A 19,563-nucleotide genomic window follows, 5' to 3' on the forward strand; every position below is an offset into this window, starting at 1 on the left:
CGCCCCTAATTCGTCATCTGATCCATGGCGTCCAGAGCGGATGCCAGGCGACGTTCCTCGTTGTAGTAGCGGGCGCGATCCCAGAAATGCGGCTTTGCAATGCCCGTCGAGACGTGCCGTCCGATCAGCCTGCCGTTGGCATCTTCCCCATCGATCTCGTAACGCATCAGGTCCTGGGTAACGATGACGTCACCCTCCATCCCGATCACCTCGGTCACATGCGTAATGCGACGCGAACCGTCGCGAAGGCGCGCCGCCTGAATGATGATGTCGATAGATCCGGAAATAATCTCGCGCACCGTCTTGGCCGGGAGGCTGAAACCGCCCATGGCGATCATCGATTCCATACGGCTGAGGCATTCGCGCGGCGTATTGGCGTGGATCGTCCCCATGGAGCCATCGTGACCGGTGTTCATCGCCTGCAACAGGTCGAAGACCTCCGGTCCGCGCACTTCGCCGACGATGATGCGCTCGGGCCGCATACGAAGGCAGTTCTTGACGAGGTCGCGCATGGTGATCTCGCCCTCGCCTTCGATGTTGGGCGGACGGGTTTCCAGGCGGACCACATGCGGCTGCTGCAGTTGCAGTTCTGCCGTATCCTCGCAGGTAATGACGCGCTCGTCCGTATCAATGTGGCGGGTAAGGCAGTTGAGCAATGTCGTCTTGCCGGAACCCGTGCCGCCTGAGATGACGACATTACAGCGGACACGTCCGATGATCTGCAGGAGCGTGGAACCCTCCGCCGTGATCGATCCGTATTTGACGAGCTGCTCCAGGGTCAGCTTGTCCTTCTTGAACTTACGAATGGTCAGCGCCGGCCCGTCGATCGCGAGCGGCGGAGCAATGACGTTGACACGCGATCCATCCGGCAAGCGGGCGTCGCAGATCGGTGACGATTCATCGACACGCCGGCCTACCTGGCTGACGATCCGCTGGCAGATGGACAGAAGCTGCGAATTATCCCGGAAGCGGATTTCCGATTCGATGGTCTTGCCGCCGACTTCGATGAAAGTCTGGCCGGAGCCATTCACCATGATGTCGGCAATGTCATCGCGCGCCAGAAGCGGCTCAAGCGGGCCGTAGCCCAGAACGTCGTTGCAGATGTCCTCAAGCAGTTCCTCCTGCTCCGAGATCGACATCGCGAAATTCTTGATGGTGATGATATCGTTGACGATATCGCGGATTTCTTCGCGTGCGCTTTCCCCGTCCAGCTTGGCAAGCTGGGACAGGTCGATCGTGTCGATGAGCGCCGAAAAAACCTGGCTCTTGGTATCGTAGTACACTTCGGTGCGCGCGGTCTTCTTACGCGCTGGCGCGGGAACAACAGGCGGGGACGCGAGCTGGTGCCGCGACAGAGCGGCGTCCTGTAGGGGTTCTGCAAAGACCTCAGGTCCGCTCGGTGTGGCGGCGACCGGTGTCGCCACCACTGCGGGCACGATGGTACCGACGGCGCTCTTTCCGAATCCTTCGTTTCCGCGTTTTCCGAACATCAACCTATCCAGTCTTCATCATGGCGCGCACTCAGGTGCGCCGTAGCATTCCCAGGACCTTGGAAAGTCCGCCCTTCCTTGCCTTCTTCAGCGTCGCCCGCCCCGTAATCACGTGGCAGATCTGCGAAAAGGTTTCCGCCGCGGGTGACTTCGCGTCGATTTCGGAAACCATTCGACCGCTGTTGGCGGCATTACCGAAGAGCTGCACATCAAAGGGCAGAATAGCGATGGGCTCCAATTCCAGAGCCTCGCAGAAATCGGCAGGAGCTATTTCCGGCCGTTTCGGCATGCCAACCTGGTTCAATATCAGGTGCGGCGCATGGTCGTTCGGACGGAGCTTACGAAGCGCATCGATCATGTTCTTCGTATTGCGAAGGTTGGCGAGGTCCGGAACGGCGGAAATTACCACCTCGTCGACATCGGCAAGCAGGGAGCGCGTCCATTCGTTCCAGGCGTGCGGCACGTCGAGAACGGCTATCGGCGCGCTTCGCTGGAGGATTTCAACCACCGGCTGGAAGGCGTTGCCGCCATAATCATACGCACGGTCCAGCAAGGATGGCGCGGCGAGCAGCGACAGATGTTCCGAGCACTTGGTCAAAAGCCGGTCGAGGAATACCTCGTCGAGCCGCTCCGGCGCAAAGACGGCCTCGGCAATGCCTTGAGCCGGGTCCTGATCGAAATCAATGTTGGCCGTGCCGAACGGCAGGTCGAGGTCAGCCAGAATGGTTTCGGTCGAAAACAGGTTGGAAATCCCGAACGCGCAGTTATGCGCGATGGTCGAGGAACCGACACCGCCCTTGGCGCCGATGAACGCGATGGACTTGCCGAGAGGCTCTGCGTCCGGATCGACAAAGATCGCGGAGACCGAGGCCAGCATGTCGCCCATCTGTACCGGGCCAACGAGATATTCCGAGATCCCGTTGCGGATCAGTTCACGATAGAGCGGAATGTCGTTGTAGCGGCCAACGACGATAACGCGCGTCGTCGGATCGCAGACTTCCGCAAGCGGCGCCAGTTCGCCGAGCAGATTGCGCGGCTCCGCATCCGTTTCGAGAATGATCAGGTTCGGTGTGGGCGCGGAGGAAAACATATTGGCAGCAGCTTCGATGCCGCCATTCGTCACCCGCATATTGACCTTGGCCATGCGACGGTCGAGTGCCATTCGCTCCATCGTGCGCTGCATCGCATCGCCTTCGCAGAAGGCATGGATGGAGATGCGCGGCAGAGGGCGTAGCGCGGCAAACTCGGACTGGACGACTGCATCGTCCGGGACCGCGCTGTGCGCGTCCGGTTCCATCCGGATGTTGTATTCTACCGGGCTCATGCCGCCACCTGCTGTACCAGAAGAGGGTGGATCAATTCATATCCTCCAGTTCCGTATAGGCCCCGCGATAGCGCTCCATGGCCTGGCCCCGCTGCTCGGCATCGGGCGGCGTCATGCGACGAGGGCCGAGAAGGTCGTTGGGATTGGCGATCTGGGCCGCGAGGTTGCGCTGGCTGGCGCAGCCGAAGTTGTAGTAGTTCCTGTTTTCGGTCGTGTTCAGCGTCATGTCCGCCGGCCATTCCCCACAGGGTTCGGTCTGGGCGGTCACCGCCACATAGGCCAGCCGAACCGGCGCCGACGCGCCGTATCCATCAGCTGCAAAACCGGTCTGCAGAATGTGGTTCTTCGGTACGCCCATGCGGACAAGCAGCCGGCGGATGTCGCTTGTAGCCGACGCGGCGGCGCCGGAATTCGGTGCTCCCTGCGGTGTCATGATCCGGATGATGCCCTTCGAGGAACGCATGTATTCGGAGGCGAAGCCCGCGATCACTTCGCTCTGGCCTCTGGTCAGCCCCTGGTCACCTGCGGCAATCGGTATGTCGATCGTCTTTTCGGCCTCGCCGACGATGATCGGGTGGCGGGTCCGGTAGTCGTCCGGAAGAGAACTCGTGTGCATTCCGTCTGGATTGGCGCATCCGGACATCAGCGACGCGGCGCCTAGAAACACGGCCACCGCCGACATCCTGCCGAGGTTTGCAATTCTGATTCTCTGAGTAGAGCTCATCGTCGGGCGCCTTTCCTGCGCGCTGCCTAAGGCGGATGTGTTGGTTGGGCGCGCGGTTGTCATTTGTAGATGAACCCGACATTGCCTTCGTAAGGAAGGGCAGGAGGTGGAGCGTCCTTGCGGCCGTAGATGCGGTTGACATGGCCGAGGAGCACGCTTGCGGCGTCACTTGCCGGATTGAAGTTGTCGTCCGGGCGGGAAAGGTCGTTACGGGCGACGGGGCGTACCAGATAAGGCGTGGCGATGATGACCAGTTCGGTCTCCGTCCGCTCCAGAGCCTTTTGCCGGAATGCGGCGCCAAGCAGGGGAATTTTGGATACCCCGGGTGTGCCGCTCATCGTCTGCTGGACGTCGTCCCTGATCAGCCCGGCTAGGGCGATCGAACCACCGGACGGCAGCTCCAGCACGGTCTCCGCGTCGCGCTTGCGGTATTCTACGCCGTTGGTGCTCGCGACCGGTTCCGAAACGCGTGTCTGGATGCGCAGGCTGATGCGGCCGGACGACAGCACGGTCGGCGTGAAGCCGAGCGATATACCGTATTCGTAAGGGGTAATCACGGTATCCCCGTCCGAATTGGTCGTCGAATAGAGGCGCTCGCCGCCGGAATTGAAGGTAGCGGACTGGCCGGAAATCGCTGTCAGCGTCGGTTCAGCCAATGTGCGGATGGCGTTTGCCTGTTCGAGCGCGCTGAGAACCATATCGATGCTGAGCTTGCCGACATTCCCCGCGACACGCCCGATCACTCCATCTGCGCCGGTGGCGACCGCCAGTACGTCCAAACTGGAACCAGATCCGACCGGATTGCGCTGGAAGATGTTGTCGAAGCCCAGTTGCTTGACGACTTCACGGCGTATTTCGGCCACCGTCACCTTCAGGGTGACCTGATCCTCGCCTTCGATGGTCAGGAGGTTGACGACCTGAGACTTTTGACGGCCTTCGGCATAGAGCGCAACGGCACCGTCGCCACTGTTCGGGCTGGTCGCGACTTCCGTGCGGGTCGTGGCCTCGCCGCCGGTCAGAAAAATGGTGGCGAGTTTGGCCGCCTGCGTGGCGTCCTGGGGGGTGCGCACCGATCCGGTGAGGACGATGTTGTCCGAGACGATCTCCACCTTGATGTCAGAGTCGGGCAGGAAGCGACGGAGGTTCGTCTCGAGGCCGGAGATGTCCCGCTCGATTTCCAGATCCAGGCTGACGATCTCTTCGCCGTTACGGCCGAAGATGAAGATATTCGTCTGGCCGACCGTCTTGCCGAAGAGGTAGATGCGCCGGGAGGTTCGGGTAACCGCATCGGCCATTGATGGGTCGGCGACCAATATGTCGTGGGCATCGGCCGGAAGATCGACGACGAGAGCCTTGTTCAGCCCGAGCTTCAGGCGCTTGCGCACACCGACACCGGACTGGCTGATCCGGACAATGCTGTTTTCCTGCGCTGCTGCCTGTGGAACCGAAAAACCCCCGGCGCCGAATTCGTGCGGCACGCCGGAGAAGGCCATGGCGAATGCCAGGCCCGCCAGTGCAGTGCTGCGAAGTTTGCGTCCCTGTTTCGTCACGTCCGCGCTCCGTTCACTGCGTATGCGTGCTGTTGTTTTGCTGGCTGCCGACGATGGAGCCCGACTTGATCACCTGGACCTCGGCCTTGCCCCCGCCGTTCAGCAGATAGTCTGCCGCGATGGTATCCGGCTCCTGAGCGTCGGCTACCGAACGCAGCGCCAGCGTGAGGCGGTCGGCCATCTGCTGGGCAACGACGATGACCTTTGCCTGGTCCAGTGTCAGTTCCAGCGTTGCCGTGGTGCCAAGCACAGTCTTCGTGCCCTCCGCGCTCTCCTGGATCTGCTGATCGACAGCCAGGACGCGGATGTTGGTGAGAACTTCCTCCGTAAGGAATCGCCCTTCATCGCTGCGACGGACCATGATGACGTCGACACGATCGTTCGGAAGGACGAAGCCGCCGGCGCCGGTGGCGACAGAGATATCGGTTGCCACAGCCCGCTTTCCGGCAGGCAGGAGCGAGGACATGATCCTGTTGGAAGAGTCGGCAATCTTTTCGCCGCGAACCGGCTCACCCTCGAACAGGGGGAGACGGACGACCATGCCATTCAATTCGGTGATTGCTTCGGGTCGCGCGTCCTGGGTGATGAAGCCCTCGACGATCCCATCCTTCGGCCATGGGAGCCAGCGCAGCTTTTCCTGATCGAGACGGCTGCCCACCGGCAGATTGGCCGAGGAAACGAGCACGCTCACGCTCGGCTGCTTTTCTATGATGGTTTGGGCAATTTGCGGCGCGCTCGTCCCTGACAGGCGCATTGCCAGCACGCCGGCAAGGCCTGCGGCAACGACAGCTACCATCAAAATTAAAAGACGAGCAGGTTTCATGACCATTCCCCGGGACCCCAACGTCCGGAAGAATGGCGCGCAATAGTGTAATTAAGGTTAATAACCGGAATACGAGTGTGGTTAACGAATGGTAACCGTGCGACCGCTACTGCTTGAGGGCGGCCATGGCGCTCACCGCAATGGGAGAGCTCCAGAATGTCATGAGGCCGGCAATGCCGATTGCCACGCCGTAGGGAACCTTCTTCGTCGTCAGGATCTGCGCCGGGACTATCGTGCCGATGACGGCGAAGCGATCGGCCTGCGAACGGATCAGCATGACGAGCAAGGTTACCAGTCCGCCCCAGAGAGCAGTTTGGAAGATGAAGGCGCCGAGCGCCGGGCTAAAGCCGAACCAGAGAGCCGATGCCGCAAGCAGCTTGACGTCGCCACCGCCCATGACGTTGAGCGCGAAAAAGCCGAAACATACCAGCAGAACGACGGCGCCTGCCGCAAAGCTCATGCTGATTTCAGCCCATGGCAGGCCGGAAACGGGCGCCAGGACCATGAAGGATGCGAGGAGGAAGATGGAAAGACGATTGGGAATCGTCATCGTGAAAAGGTCGATGACCGCCGCCATGAAGAGGCAGATGGGCGGAATCAGAAGAATTGCAGCGCCCATTCAAGATCCTCCAAAACCGGCTTCGCCGGTTCACAGCCAGGAAGTACGGAAGGCCGCCAAGCGATGACAGCCTTCCGCGTTGCTCATTTTAGTCGTGAGCTGCCCCTGCGGTATCCATCTTGTTAGAGATGCCGTTGAAGGTGTTGCTCAACGAGTCGCCCAGCGTCGATGCGCCAGCAATCAGAGCTACGGAGATGAGGGCTGCGATCAGGCCATACTCGATGGCAGTCGCGCCGGATTCATCTTTCTTGAAGCGTGCAAAAAACTTAGACATAGGAACTCCCACGGTGTTGGTTGGTCAGCACTTCCCGACAACTGTTTTCCGTTGTTCGGATGCAACAACCGTAGCGCGAGACGATTGCAATCCACTTAAAGAAGACCGTTACCGAAACGTTAACGGCTCGGGCCGGAACAATGTCTCTTTAGGTGAATCTAAATTATTGTTTTTGCGACTGGAAACAAATTATCCAGTGAGGTCCAGCGCTTGCCGCGACGACGTGTGAGGTCGCTGCACCGTGTTTCGATGCTGGAGGATCGAGGCTCCTTAAAGCTTCATTCACCAATCTGCATCATGGTGCCGTGGCAGCACCTACTTAAAGGTTCGGGAATGCCATCCATCGCCACCGTCCGCTTCTGCATTGCCCTGGCCGCACTGGCCGGTAGCACCATGCCGTCCTTTGCTGAGGAAGAGGACCTGCTGCGCGTATTCATGAATCAGGCCCGCGTCTTGCGGCTCGATCGACCAGTCAGCAAGGTGATCGTCGGCAACGCCAACGTCGCCGATGCCACGGTGGCCGATCCCACAACTATTGTTCTGACCGGGCGCAGCTTTGGTACCACCAATCTCGTGCTTCTCGACAGTGAGGGCAATGCCATCGCCGACGAACGCGTCCTTGTCTCGATCGATGAGGGCAATACCGTGCGCGTGTTCCGCCAGACCGATCGCGCCATTCTGTCGTGTACTCCCAATTGTGAGCAACACGCGGAATTCTCCAACATCACCCCTCCCTGATGCACAGGGCCGGCCATTTTTGATTCCAAATGCGTGTTGCCCGGCAACGGAATCTCAATAAAGCCCGCGTACGATCCGCCTGCTCTACAGCAGGTCCGATCGAACCATGTGCAAGACGCTGAACACATCCAGTGAAGACTCGACCGATGCTGGCCCCAAGCGGCTCGCATGGCGGCTCGTGCGTTCACGCGACGGTGCGGCGGCGATCGAGTTCGCGCTGCTTGCCATTCCCTACTTCCTGGTCGTCTTCGCAATCATAGAGACGTTCATCGCATTCACGGGCGAACAGCTTGTCGCGAATGCCACCGATACGATGGCCCGCCAGCTGCGCACCGGTCAGATCACCCGGGCGTACAACGTGGCGACCGACAAGACGGAAGCTCAGTTCCGCGACATGTTCTGCGATGAAATCTCCATTCTCATCCAATGCAGCGATGATGGAGGGGACAAACTCATCCTCGACGTTCGCAGCTTTTCCACCTTCGCGGAGATCCCGGACTACATTCCCCGCAAAAACGGTGACCTCGACGCGGCAAACACGTTTACCCCGGGCGGCCCCAGCAGCAAGAACATGTTACGCGCCTATTACCGCTGGAGCGTCGTGACCGATCTGGTCCGCCCCTATATTTCCGGTCTCCGCCCGGCCGATGGATCACTTCCAAACGAGTTCCTCATCGTCGCGACAGCCACATTCCAGAACGAGGCCTACTGACGATGGGGTGGATGAGAAAAGCCGCGATCGCAACTGGCCTCATGGCGCGCCTTCGCACTTTCTGGCGTGACCGCACTGGCGTCGGCGCCGTCGAATTCGCGCTCATCGCGCCTTTGCTGCTGATGATCTATCTCACCGTCTTTGAATTGACGATCGGGCTTAGCGTGTCCAAGCGGGTCGCCCGTGCATCCGGCACCATTGCCGATCTCGTGACCCAGCAGAAATTCGTCGACAAGACCTTCCTCGGGACAATGGTCCAGGTGGCGGATAGCATTTTCGTTCCCTACGGACTGAACGATGTTTCGATGAACATCACCGGCATTTCGGTCGATGGCGCGAATGCAAAGGTTAACTGGACCTGGAGCGAGTCCGGCAAAAATGGCTACGAACCGGGCAGTACCGTGAAAATTCCCGAGCAGATGAAAGTGCCGGGATCTTTCGTGGTCCATGCGGAAGTCTGGGTTCCCCATCAGTTGATGATGTTCATGCCGGGGCTCATTCCAAGCCGATTTCGCAACATTACCATTCGCCGCGACTACTACTTCCGCGCCCGAACCGGCGACCAGATCGTCTGCAACGGCTGCTAACCGAACGATCCACCCTTTGCCAAAGCTTATGCTAAACTATATGTAACCCGACAACGTGCCCGCAGTCGGCGCGACTTCTGTTTCTGGGTGATAAATGGCGCGCGCCTTCCTGTTTGTTCTGGATTCCTTCGGCGTCGGCGGGGCGCGCGATGCCGAGGCCTATGGTGATCTTGGCTCCAATACTCTCGGCCATATCGCCGAATTCTGCGCCGCAGGTGCCGCAGACCGGGCGGGCTTGCGAAAGGGACCGCTCAAGCTTCCCAACATGTCATCGCTCGGCCTTCTGGACATAGCCAGGCTCGCGAGCGGAGACTATCCGGCAGGCATGCAACGGCCGGAACGCATCTTCGGGCTGCATGGCGCCGCCGACGAGATCTCGCGCGGCAAGGACACACCCTCCGGACACTGGGAAATCGCCGGTACGCCCGTGATGTTCGATTGGGGATATTTTCCGTCGGAGGGCGATGCCTTTCCGCCGGAACTGGTGGATGCCATCTGCAGCGAAGGCGATGTGCCGGGCATCCTTGGCAATTGCCATGCATCCGGCACAGACATCGTCGCACAGATGGGCGAGGAGCATATCAGAACCGGCAAGCCGATCTGCTACACGTCCAGCGACTCCGTGCTGCAGATTGCAGCGCACGAAAGCTATTTCGGACTAGAGCGACTGATCGAACTTAGCCAGACCGTGCGCCGGCTCGTGGACCCGCTCAACATCGGCCGCGTCATAGCGCGGCCATTCGTCGGCGAGACGGCGGGAACATTCGAGCGAACCGGCAACCGGCGAGACTTCTCCATCCCACCTCCGGAACCGACACTCCTGGACCGTCTGACGGAGGCTGGACGCACGGTTCATGCGATTGGCAAAATCGGCGATATCTTCGCACATCAGGGCGTTTCCCGCGTCGCCAAGGCGAACGGCAATGCGGCGCTCATGGCTGCCACACTGGAGGCTATGGAAGCGGCCGAAAATGGTGATCTCGTCTTTACCAACTTCGTGGATTTCGACCAGTTGTACGGCCATCGGCGCGACGTGCCGGGCTACGCCGCGGCACTCGAAGCGTTCGATCGCGAACTGCCCGAAATCCACCGGCGACTGCATCCGGGCGACCTCGTTATCCTGACCGCCGACCATGGTTGCGATCCGACATGGCGCGGCACGGACCATACGCGGGAACGCGTACCCGTCATGGCCTTCGGGCCCGGTATCCGTTCGCGAGATATCGGAATTCGTCCGACCTATGCCGACATCGGGGAATCCGTGGCCGCTCATCTGGCTATTCCCGCCGGCGCGCAGGGGTGGAGCTTTCTTTGACCACACATCTCCCGAAAGCCGAGATCCACTGCCACATCGAAGGAGCAGCACCGCCTGCCCTGGCGGCCGAGCAGGCTGCCAAGTATGGCGTAGACACCGGCTCTTTCCTGCGCGACGGGTCTTACGTCTGGTCCGATTTTGCGCAGTTCCTGGTCTGTTATGACCGGGTGGCCGCACTCTTCCGAACCGACGTCGACTATGCGCACCTGACCGAGACCTACCTCAACGAACTTGCGTCCATGAACACGATCTACAGCGAGATCATCGTCTCGCCGGATCATGGCGACCGCATCGGGCTTGGCGCCGACGCCTATCTGGCCGGCATCTCCGAAGGTATCCGGCTGGCCAAGGACAAAACCGGGATCGAAGCTCGAATTATCGTCACCGGCGAGCGGCATTTCGGACCGGACAGCGTGATTGCCGTCGCAGAATATGCCGCCAAAAGCAACAATCCGCTCGTGACCGGCTTCAACATGGCGGGCGAGGAGCGAATGGGCCGCGTGGCGGACTATGTCCGCGCTTTCGATATCGCCCGGGATGCGGGATTGGGCCTAACGATCCATGCTGGCGAGGTGTGCGGCGCCTTCAGCGTAAGCGACGCCCTGGATCTCGTGCGTCCCTCGCGGATCGGCCACGGAGTACGCGCCGCAGAGGATCCCGACCTGGTGGCGCGGCTTGCGGACCTCGGGACCGTGCTGGAGGTTTGCCCCGGCTCGAATATAGCCCTTGGCGTCTATCCCGATTTCCGCAGCCATCCGCTGAAACGGCTGATGGAAGCCGGTGTAAGGGTCTGCCTCAATTCCGACGATCCGCCATTCTTTGGTACCTCGCTTGCAAACGAATACCGGATTGCAACCGATGACCTGGGATTTTCGGTGCCCGAAATCAACGGCATGACGCGAACCGCCCTCGAAGCAGCTTTCGTTGATGACGAGATGCGCCAACGCCTGCTTATGCGGCTGGAGACGGCGGATCTGAACACGCAGCACGGATAAAGCGGCAATCAGGGGGTTGCGGTTTCCGCTCAATCCCATCAAGAAGTGAACCATTCAAACAAACAGGGGAAGGCAGGTTCTGATGGACGGCGTAACGGTCATCGATCATCCGCTGGTGCAGCACAAGCTGACGATCATGCGCAAGAAGGAAACTTCGACGGCGGGCTTCCGGCGCCTGTTGCGGGAAATTTCCACCCTGCTCTGCTATGAGGTCACCCGCGATCTCGAACTGACGATGGAAACGATCGACACGCCGCTTCAGCCGATGGAAGCACCGATCCTGGAAGGCAAGAAGCTCGTCTTCGCCTCCATACTGCGCGCCGGAAACGGCCTTCTCGAGGGAATGCTGGAGCTAGTGCCGTCTGCCCGCGTTTCCCATATCGGCGTCTATCGCGACCACGAGACGCTCCAGGCGATCGAATATTTCTTCAAGGCCCCGGACGACATCGCCGAGCGCCTGATCATCGTGGTCGACCCTATGCTGGCGACGGGAAATTCGGCCATCGCGGCGATCGACAAGCTGAAGGAAAGAGGCGCCCACAACATCCGCTTCCTCTGCCTGCTTGCTGCTCCGGAAGGCCTCAAGAATTTTCGCAAGTTCCATCCCGACGTGCCGGTCTTTACCGCGGCCATCGACAGCCATCTGAACGAGCAGGGCTACATCGTGCCGGGGCTCGGCGACGCCGGCGACCGCATGTACGGGACAAAGTAGGCTCCGTTCACCGGGCCTTAACCGCACGACCATCTCCAGGCCCTGGCGGACAATCCGGCAGGGCCTTCTTCATATCTCCCGCTCATGATACCGGCAGCTTGAGTTTGGAGAGACCGAGATGTTGATGCGCAGTCTGTTATTTGCCGCAGTCGCGGCCGTGGTTGCATCGCAAATCCCGGCGCTGATCGGACTGACTGACATCACACCCGATGCTGCCCCCTCCACGCAAGCGGTGGTCGCGGTGCCAGAGCCCGCCGCGCTGACGCCGAGAAGCGCCGTGCTTCGGGCAGACGGGCGTGGTCATTTCAACGCCAGCTTCCGCATCAACGGCAAACCGGTCGAAGGACTGGTCGATACCGGTGCCTCCCTTGTCGCCCTCAACGAAAGCACCGCGCGGCGTCTCGGATTCAGCGCCAACCGCCTCGACTTCCGCCATTCCGTCAGCACGGCCAACGGCAAGACGGAAGCCGCGCATGTCGTCCTGGACCGGATGGAGATCGGTGGCGTGCAGGTTCGCGACGTCGATGCGTTCGTGCTTCGCGACCGGGCGCTCGACGGCACGCTCGTCGGTATGAGCTTCCTCAAGAAGCTTGCCGCTTTCAAGGTCGAGGACGGCACGATGAGGCTGGAGCAGTAATCAGTCGATCCGCTTGAGTATCGCGGGCGGTCGATCGGGCGCCTGATCTGCAATGGTGAAGCAATTTGCGACGGACTTCACCAACCGCTCGCCTCCATCACGACCGGAGGCATGCACAAAGGCGATGGGATCCCCCTTCGTCACCTGGCGTCCGAGCGGCAGGATCTCGTCCAAACCGACGGCATGGTCGATATCGTCCTGTGGGCGCTTGCGTCCTCCGCCAAGCTCCACCACGGCGAGGCCCAGTTCGCGCGTCGAGCACCCGCAAAGCCAGCCACTCTCCGGTGCCGGCACGGGCATCACGAACGGTGCCTTGCGCAGATGTCTATCGGCGTTCTCGACAAAATCGACGGGTCCTCCGAGGGAATGAACCATGCGAGAGAAGACCTCCAGCGCGCGGCCGCTGTCGAGCGCCTTCGTCGCTTCCAAACTTGCCTCTTCCCTCGTCCGGACAATGCCGGCCTGCATCAACATCTCCACCGCAAGCGCGATGACGACATCATGAAGACGCGTACCGTTCTTCTTGCAGGCCAGGAAATCGAGGCAGTTGCGAATTTCGAGCGCGTTTCCGGCAGCATCCGCCAGCGACTGGTTCATGTCGGTCAGAAGTGCTGACGTGCGAGTGCCGGCACCGTTGGCGACATCCACCAACGAGCGCGCCAGCGCCTCGGCTTCGTCCATGGTCTCCATGAAGGCACCGTTGCCAACTTTCACGTCGAGCACCAAGGTCTCAAGCCCAGCAGCAAGCTTCTTGGAAAGGATGGAAGCCGTTATCAGCGGCACAGATTCAACGGTCGCGGTGACGTCGCGGATCGCGTAGAGCCGGCGGTCTGCGGGTGCCAGATCGGCCGTCTGGCCGATGACCGCGCATCCGACCTCTGCCACGACCTTCCGCAACAGCGCGGCATCCGGCGTCACGTTGTAGCCCGGAATGGACTGAAGCTTGTCCAGAGTTCCACCCGTATGCCCAAGCCCCCGGCCCGAGATCATCGGAACAGCCAGTCCGCATGCGGCAGCTATCGGCGCCAGCATGAGGGAGACATTGTCGCCGACGCCACCCGTTGAATGCTTGTCGGCAACCGGGCGGTCAACATCGTCCCATTTCATGACATCGCCGGAGTCGCGCATTGCCAAGGTCAGCGAAACTGTCTCGTTTCGGGACATGCCGCGAAAGAAGACCGCCATAGCAAGCGCCGCCACCTGCCCCTCGGTGACCTCCTCGGCCGTCAGCCCACGGATGAAGGCCGTGATTTCCTCCTGGGAAAGCACTGCCCCGTCACGCTTGCGCCTGATGATTTCCTGCGGGATCATTCGTCGCTCAATAACCGGACGCCGCGCGCTGAGACGGCGCCCCGCTCAAGGCCGCCATGATGTCATCCAGGAGGCTAGAGGCCCCGAAGCGGAAGGTCGACGGCATGATCCAGTCGGAGCCCATGATCGTTTCGGCCAAGCGCAGGTAGAGATCCGCATCGGCAACCGTTCCGATGCCGCCAGCCGGCTTGAAGCCGATACGCTTCCTGGAATCGCGGATGGCGCGAAGCATGATGTCGGCGGCCTCAAGCGTGGCGTTGACCGAAACCTTGCCGGTCGAGGTTTTGATGAAGTCGGCGCCCGCCTCGATCGCCAGTTCCGATGCACGACTGATACGGGCGCTGTCCTTCAATTCCCCGGTCTCGAGGATGACCTTCAGGCAGGCGTTCGGGCAGGCATCCCGGACAGCCGAAACCATCTCGGTCACTGCCGCCTCGTTTCCTGCGAGGAAGGCCTCGTAAGGAATCACCAGGTCGATCTCGTCTGCACCGTCCCGGATTGCACCTTTGGTTTCCTCGACGACCGCCGAGACCGGCAGGTTGCCGGACGGGAAGTTCACGACCGTGGCGATGCGTACGGGATGACCTTCGCCCAATGTGATGCGTGCCTGAGCGACGAAACGCGGCCAGATGCAGATGGCAGCGGTGGTGCCATAGGGAGTTTGCGCGCGGCGGCAAAGCTCGTCGATCGCCGCCGTATCGCAGTCATCCCGCAAATTGGTGAGGTCGAGCAGAGAAAGCGCGAAGCTTGCTGTCTCCCGGGGAGTGCTGATCTCCATGGCTGATAACCTCCTCGTTGGGTCGTCCATATTCGGGCTTGAAACGACCAGACGCAACCCGGACCGCACAATCAGCGCAGACAGAAGCGGCCGACGCCGATTTCTTGCTGAAATACTTACGCTTTTTCTGAGAGCATTTCCTGCAGGACCGCGGCCAATCGCCGACCACCTATAGGCGCCATGTCCTTGGTTTCGTCGTGGCTGAGTTCTGCCCCGGTCATTCCAGCACCATAGTTCGTAATCACCGAGGCCGCGGCAACCCTCAGTCCAAAATACCGTGCGAGGATAACTTCGGGGACGGTCGACATGCCGACCGCATCGGCACCCAAGGTTCTGGCCATGCGGATTTCCGCCGGGGTCTCGAAGCTCGGGCCTGAAAACCACATGTAGACGCCCGAAAGAAGCGGGACCCCGCAGCGGATTGCAGCATTGCGCATGTCCAAGGCGAGTTCGGCATCGTAGGCATTGGTCATGCCGACGAAACGCTCGTCGCCCGGCTCGCCGATCAGGGGGTTCATGCCGGAATAGTTGATGTGATCGGTGATCTGCATCACGGACCCCGGCGGCATATCCTGCCGGAGCGACCCCGCGGAATTCGTCAGGATCAGCGATTGGACGCCCAGCCCCTTCAACACTTCGAGGGGAAAGCACATCGCCTTCGCATCACCCCGTTCATAGTAATGCGCACGGCCCGACAACATGATCACCGGCTCCCGGCCGAGATGGCCCGCGACCAGTTCCCCGGCATGACCGGTCACGCCGCTGACCGGAAATCCGGCCAGCTCGCTGTAGGGGATGCGGATCGGATCCGTGATGTTCTCCACCAGTGACCCAAGGCCCGAACCAAGGACGACCGCGCACCGTGGCATAAGGCCATCCAGCCGATCGACGAGGAGGTCAGCGACGTCTCTCATCCGATGACGTCCGTGTCGAAGGCATAGGGAAGGAGTTCCGCCATTGTAACGGTCTTCTGCACTCCCTGGTCGTCGCAAAGGTAGACGCGGGTATCTGGCGAGGAAAACTCGGAGATCTTCTGGCGGCAGCCGCCGCATGGCGTGCAGAGCGGCAGCTTCTCGGCGATGACCGCAATCTCGCGAATGCGGTGCGCCCCACCCATGATCATGGCGCTGATGGCAGAAGGCTCCGCACACCACCCTTGCGGAAAGGACAGGTTCTCGATGTTGGCGCCGACATAGACCCTTCCGTCTTCGGCGCGGATAGCGGCGCCGACCGGAAATTTCGAGTACGGAGCATAAGCCTTCCCCATCGCGTCACGGGCGGCTTCGAACAGGTCGTGAGACATGGATTAACGTTCCTTTACGTAAGGCACGCCGCCGGCTCTGGGGGCGCGTGCGACCCCGATGAAGCCAGCAAGCAGGACGCAGGTCAGGATATAAGGCATGGCCTGGAATATCTGCACGGGGACCTCGCCGATCAGCGGCACCGATTTTCCCTGCATGAAGTTGGCGAATGCATCCAGGAAGCCGAACAGCAGGCAGGCGAGCATGACCGGCACCGGCTTCCACTTCGCGAAGATCAGCGCTGCAAGCGCGATATAGCCCTTGCCTGCCGACATGTTGTGGATGAAGGCCGCGGACTGGGCGACGGAAAGATAGGTGCCTGCAAAGCCACACAGGAAGCCCGCGACGATGACGGCGCGGTAACGCATCCAGGCGACCGAGATACCGGCGGTATCCACCGCGCCCGGGTTTTCTCCCACAGCTCTCAGCCTGAGGCCGAAACGGGTACGGAAAAGCACCCACCAGGCGATGGGCACCATCAGGAAGGCAATATAGGTCAGGATGTTATTGCCGGAGATGACATTGACATAGAGCGGCCCGATGATCGGCACCTCGCGCATGGCATCAGCACCTGGCAGGATGATCGGCGTGAAGCGCCCCTCGCCCGACACCTGCGGCGTGCGACCGCCCTGGCCAAACCAGGCCTGGCCCAGCACGACCGTGAGGCCCAAGGCGATGAAGTTGAGCGCTACGCCGGACACGATCTGGTTGCCGCGATTGGTGATCGAGGCAAAGCCGTGCACGAGCGAGAAAACGATCGACACGCCGATACCGGCCAAAAGGCCCATCCAGGCTGAGTCCGTGACATAGGCCGCGCAGGCCGAAGCGAAGGCCGCAGCCAGCATCTTGCCTTCCAGACCGATGTCGAACACGCCGGCGCGTTCGGAAAAGAGGCCCGCGAGCGCCGTGAACAGCAGCGGGACGGAAAGCCGGACCGCGGACCCGAGGATGCTGACGAAGATATCGAAGAACTCCATCCGTCCCCCCTCAAGCTTTCACGAATTGCTGATAGATGCGAACGACCGTCGGGCGCAGCATGTATTCCAGTGCTCCTGCAAAGAGGATCACCAAGCCTTGGATCACCACGATCATGTCGCGCGTGATGGACGGCATTTCGAAGGAGAGGTCCGCGCCTCCCTGGTAGAGGATACCGAACAGGAATGCCGCCAGAATGATGCCGACAGGATGGCTCCGTCCCATCAGCGAGACGGCGATGCCGACAAAGCCTGCACCGGCCACGAACTCCACCTGCAGGCGCGCAGCGGCGCCGTTGACAGCGTTCAGCGCCATCATCCCGGCAAGACCACCGGAGATCAGCATGGCGATGATGACGGTGCGAACATAGGGAACACCGGCATAGATCGCCGCCGAAGGGCTGATGCCGAGTGTGCGCATTTCATAGCCGAGTTTGGTGCGCCAGATCAGCAGCCAGACCAGATAGCACATGACCAGCGCGATCAGGAACGAGACGTTGAACGGAGCAGGTCCCTGGTCGAGGCCGAAAAGCCCCATCAACCAGTCGAGCTTGGGCAACTGCCCGCCCGGCAGAAAGGTTCGCGTTTCCGGCGCCATCTTTCCGGGAACGATGAACACGTTCACCAGCAGATAGACCATCAGTGCTGCGCCGATGAAGTTGAACATGATCGTTGTGATGACGACATGGCTGCCGCGTTTTGCCTGGAGCCAGGCGGGAATCAAGGCCCACGCCGCTCCGAAGATTGCGGCACCGGCGATCGCGAACGGCATCGTCACGTACCATGGCACGTAGTGGTCCAGTGCGAGCGCGGCCAGGGCCGCGCCAAGACCGCCCACATAGGCCTGTCCTTCCGAGCCGATATTGAACAGGCCGGCGTGGAAGGCCACGGCAACGGACAGGCCGGTGAAGATGAAGCTTGTCGTATAAAACAGCGTGAAGCCGATCGCATCTCCGCGACCGAGCGAGCCCTGGATCAGGAAGTTCAACGCTTTCAAAGGGTTTTCGCCGATAGCCCAGACAACGAGGCCCGAGAAGAAGAAGGCGAGCATGAGATTGAGAAGCGGGATCAGCCCATAGCTGATCCAGTTCGGCAGAGGCACGGATGCTGTTGTCATGAACGCCTCACGCCGCAATACCGGCCATCATCAGGCCGAGAGTCTGTTCACCAGCATCGCTGGTTTTTTCGCCGACGATCCTGCCTGCAAACATAACGAGAATACGATCAGACAACGAGCGGACCTCGTCCAGTTCGACTGACACGAGCAGCACCGCCTTTCCCGCATCCCGCGTCTCGATTATTCGGCGATGGATGAACTCGATCGCACCCACATCGACGCCACGGGTCGGCTGTCCCACGATCAGCAGCTTGGGATCCCGTTCGATTTCACGCGCCACGACAATCTTCTGCTGGTTGCCGCCAGAGAAATTGGCGGTCTTCAGCCGAGGGTTCGGCGGCCTGATGTCGTATTTGGCAATCTTCTCCTCGGCATCAGCGCGGATTGCGTCGAGATCGAGCAGAGCACCGCGCCCGTATTTCGGATCGCGGTGATAGCCGAGGATGGAGTTCTCGTATTCCTCGAACTTCAGAACCAGCCCCATGTGGTGACGGTCCTCGGGAATATGCGCAAGGCCAAGATCACGGCGGCGGGAGGCATCGAGACCTGCTACCGGTTGGCCATCAATCAGGATCTCGCCGGACGTCGGCTTGCGGATGCCGGCGATCGCCTCAAGAAGTTCCGACTGGCCGTTGCCCGCAACACCTGCGATACCGACGATCTCCCCAGCCTTCACCTCGAACGAGACGTTATCGACCATGGTGACGCCGCGGCTGTCCTTGACCGTCAAATTCGTGACCGACAGCAGAACGGCACCAGGATTGGCTTCGCCCTTCTCGACCCGCAGCAGGACGCGGCGACCGACCATAAGTTCCGCCAGTTCCTCGACGGTGGTTTCAGCCGTCGCTCTGGTGGCAACCATTTCGCCGCGGCGCATGACGGACACGGTATCGGTGATCGCCATGATCTCGCGCAGCTTGTGGGTGATGAGGATAATGGTCTTGCCCTGATCGCGAAGAATGCGAAGGACGTTGAACAGGTGGTCTGCTTCTGCCGGCGTCAGTGCCCCGGTCGGCTCGTCAAGGATCAGGATTTCGGCGCCGCGATAGAGCGCCTTCAGGATTTCGACGCGCTGCTGGGCGCCGACGGGCAATTCTTCGATAACGGCATCCGGATCGACCTCTAGGCCGTATTCCTTTTCCAGCCGCTGCAATTCCACGCGGGCCCGATCGACACTTTGCCCCAACAGAGGCCCACCTTCGACGCCGAGCGTGATGTTCTCGATGACGGTGAAATTCTCCACGAGCATGAAGTGCTGGTGGACCATGCCGATGCCGGCAGCAATTGCAGCCTGGCTGTCACGGATGACGGTCGGTCTGCCGCCAATGCGGATCTCACCCTGGTCGGCCTGATAGAAGCCGTAGAGGATCGACATCAACGTCGACTTGCCGGCCCCGTTCTCACCGATGATGCCGTGAATCGTGCCCTTGGCGACGCCCAGGTTTATGTTCTTGTTGGCATGAACCGGACCGAACTTCTTGTCGATTCCGACAAGCTCAATCGCCGGCACTGTTGAAGGGTCGAGGCTCAAGCGTCTGCCTTTCGAATTCCGGATATGAAGAGGGCGCATATAGGAAAACCC

General features: G+C 60.7%; 21 protein-coding genes. 7 read left to right on the top strand and 14 right to left on the bottom strand.

Going from position 1 to position 19,563, the window contains the following annotated elements:
* Positions 1-5: 5 nt before the first annotated feature.
* The 7 genes from LH464_RS03865 to LH464_RS03895 all read right to left on the bottom strand — a co-directional run bounded on the left by LH464_RS03865 (position 6) and on the right by LH464_RS03895 (position 6,804).
* Positions 6-1,490, bottom strand: coding sequence for a CpaF family protein (locus LH464_RS03865; RefSeq protein ID WP_226785045.1), 1,485 nt, complete (start codon positions 1,488-1,490; stop codon positions 6-8).
* Between the two features lie 31 nt (positions 1,491-1,521).
* Positions 1,522-2,814: an AAA family ATPase gene (locus LH464_RS03870; protein WP_226785046.1), complete on the bottom strand. Its 1,293-nt coding sequence runs from the start codon at positions 2,812-2,814 to the stop codon at positions 1,522-1,524.
* A gap of 31 nt (positions 2,815-2,845) precedes the next feature.
* Positions 2,846-3,496, bottom strand: coding sequence for a CpaD family pilus assembly protein (locus tag LH464_RS03875; RefSeq protein WP_226785092.1), 651 nt, complete (start codon positions 3,494-3,496; stop codon positions 2,846-2,848).
* A gap of 101 nt (positions 3,497-3,597) precedes the next feature.
* Positions 3,598-5,031: a type II and III secretion system protein family protein gene (locus tag LH464_RS03880; RefSeq protein WP_226785093.1), complete on the bottom strand. Its 1,434-nt coding sequence runs from the start codon at positions 5,029-5,031 to the stop codon at positions 3,598-3,600.
* A 70-nt stretch (positions 5,032-5,101) separates the two neighbouring features.
* Positions 5,102-5,911 (bottom strand): Flp pilus assembly protein CpaB, encoded by an 810-nt coding sequence (gene cpaB, locus LH464_RS03885; protein ID WP_226785047.1) that lies wholly within the window; start codon positions 5,909-5,911, stop codon positions 5,102-5,104.
* Positions 5,912-6,017: 106 nt separating this feature from the next.
* Positions 6,018-6,530, bottom strand: coding sequence for an A24 family peptidase (locus tag LH464_RS03890; protein WP_226785048.1), 513 nt, complete (start codon positions 6,528-6,530; stop codon positions 6,018-6,020).
* Positions 6,531-6,618: 88 nt separating this feature from the next.
* Complete coding sequence (locus LH464_RS03895) at positions 6,619-6,804, bottom strand: Flp family type IVb pilin (RefSeq protein ID WP_226785049.1); 186 nt, start codon at positions 6,802-6,804, stop codon at positions 6,619-6,621.
* A 393-nt stretch (positions 6,805-7,197) separates the two neighbouring features.
* Here LH464_RS03895 and LH464_RS03900 point away from each other — a divergent pair, with 393 nt between their 5' ends.
* From LH464_RS03900 to LH464_RS03930, 7 genes are all read left to right on the top strand, one after another.
* The gene (locus LH464_RS03900; protein WP_226785094.1) at positions 7,198-7,542 is read left to right on the top strand and encodes a pilus assembly protein N-terminal domain-containing protein; all 345 of its coding nucleotides are present in this window, start codon (positions 7,198-7,200) and stop codon (positions 7,540-7,542) included.
* A 106-nt stretch (positions 7,543-7,648) separates the two neighbouring features.
* Complete coding sequence (locus LH464_RS03905) at positions 7,649-8,254, top strand: TadE/TadG family type IV pilus assembly protein (protein WP_226785050.1); 606 nt, start codon at positions 7,649-7,651, stop codon at positions 8,252-8,254.
* Positions 8,255-8,265: 11 nt separating this feature from the next.
* A complete protein-coding gene (locus tag LH464_RS03910; protein WP_226785051.1) occupies positions 8,266-8,841 on the top strand; it encodes a TadE/TadG family type IV pilus assembly protein in 576 nt (191 codons plus the stop codon).
* 94 nt (positions 8,842-8,935) lie between these two features.
* A complete protein-coding gene (locus LH464_RS03915; protein WP_226785052.1) occupies positions 8,936-10,156 on the top strand; it encodes a phosphopentomutase in 1,221 nt (406 codons plus the stop codon).
* Positions 10,153-11,151, top strand: a complete 999-nt coding sequence (locus tag LH464_RS03920; protein ID WP_226785053.1) for an adenosine deaminase — start codon at positions 10,153-10,155, stop codon at positions 11,149-11,151. Before LH464_RS03915 ends, LH464_RS03920 begins: the two co-directional genes overlap by 4 nt.
* An 82-nt stretch (positions 11,152-11,233) precedes the next feature.
* The gene (upp, locus tag LH464_RS03925; RefSeq protein ID WP_226785054.1) at positions 11,234-11,863 is read left to right on the top strand and encodes a uracil phosphoribosyltransferase; all 630 of its coding nucleotides are present in this window, start codon (positions 11,234-11,236) and stop codon (positions 11,861-11,863) included.
* Positions 11,864-11,981: 118 nt separating this feature from the next.
* Positions 11,982-12,500: a TIGR02281 family clan AA aspartic protease gene (locus LH464_RS03930; protein ID WP_226785055.1), complete on the top strand. Its 519-nt coding sequence runs from the start codon at positions 11,982-11,984 to the stop codon at positions 12,498-12,500.
* On the opposite strand, the gene deoA is transcribed toward LH464_RS03930, so the two are convergent.
* From deoA to LH464_RS03965, 7 genes are all read right to left on the bottom strand, one after another.
* A complete protein-coding gene (deoA, locus tag LH464_RS03935; protein WP_226785056.1) occupies positions 12,501-13,811 on the bottom strand; it encodes a thymidine phosphorylase in 1,311 nt (436 codons plus the stop codon).
* A 7-nt stretch (positions 13,812-13,818) separates the two neighbouring features.
* Positions 13,819-14,589, bottom strand: coding sequence for a deoxyribose-phosphate aldolase (deoC, locus tag LH464_RS03940; protein WP_226785057.1), 771 nt, complete (start codon positions 14,587-14,589; stop codon positions 13,819-13,821).
* Positions 14,590-14,705: 116 nt separating this feature from the next.
* Positions 14,706-15,503 (bottom strand): purine-nucleoside phosphorylase, encoded by a 798-nt coding sequence (locus LH464_RS03945; RefSeq protein WP_226785058.1) that lies wholly within the window; start codon positions 15,501-15,503, stop codon positions 14,706-14,708.
* Complete coding sequence (locus LH464_RS03950) at positions 15,500-15,892, bottom strand: cytidine deaminase (RefSeq protein WP_226785059.1); 393 nt, start codon at positions 15,890-15,892, stop codon at positions 15,500-15,502. Before LH464_RS03950 ends, LH464_RS03945 begins: the two co-directional genes overlap by 4 nt.
* 3 nt (positions 15,893-15,895) lie before the next feature.
* Positions 15,896-16,867: an ABC transporter permease gene (locus LH464_RS03955; RefSeq protein WP_226785060.1), complete on the bottom strand. Its 972-nt coding sequence runs from the start codon at positions 16,865-16,867 to the stop codon at positions 15,896-15,898.
* A gap of 10 nt (positions 16,868-16,877) precedes the next feature.
* Positions 16,878-17,981: an ABC transporter permease gene (locus tag LH464_RS03960; RefSeq protein WP_226785061.1), complete on the bottom strand. Its 1,104-nt coding sequence runs from the start codon at positions 17,979-17,981 to the stop codon at positions 16,878-16,880.
* A gap of 7 nt (positions 17,982-17,988) precedes the next feature.
* On the bottom strand, positions 17,989-19,551 hold the full coding sequence (locus LH464_RS03965; protein ID WP_390624916.1) for an ABC transporter ATP-binding protein: 1,563 nt from the start codon (positions 19,549-19,551) through the stop codon (positions 17,989-17,991).
* Between the last annotated feature and the right edge of the window lie 12 nt (positions 19,552-19,563).

Source organism: Pseudorhizobium xiangyangii (assembly GCF_020531965.1).
In the GTDB taxonomy this organism is placed as follows: Bacteria; Pseudomonadota; Alphaproteobacteria; order Rhizobiales; family Rhizobiaceae; genus Neorhizobium; species Neorhizobium xiangyangii.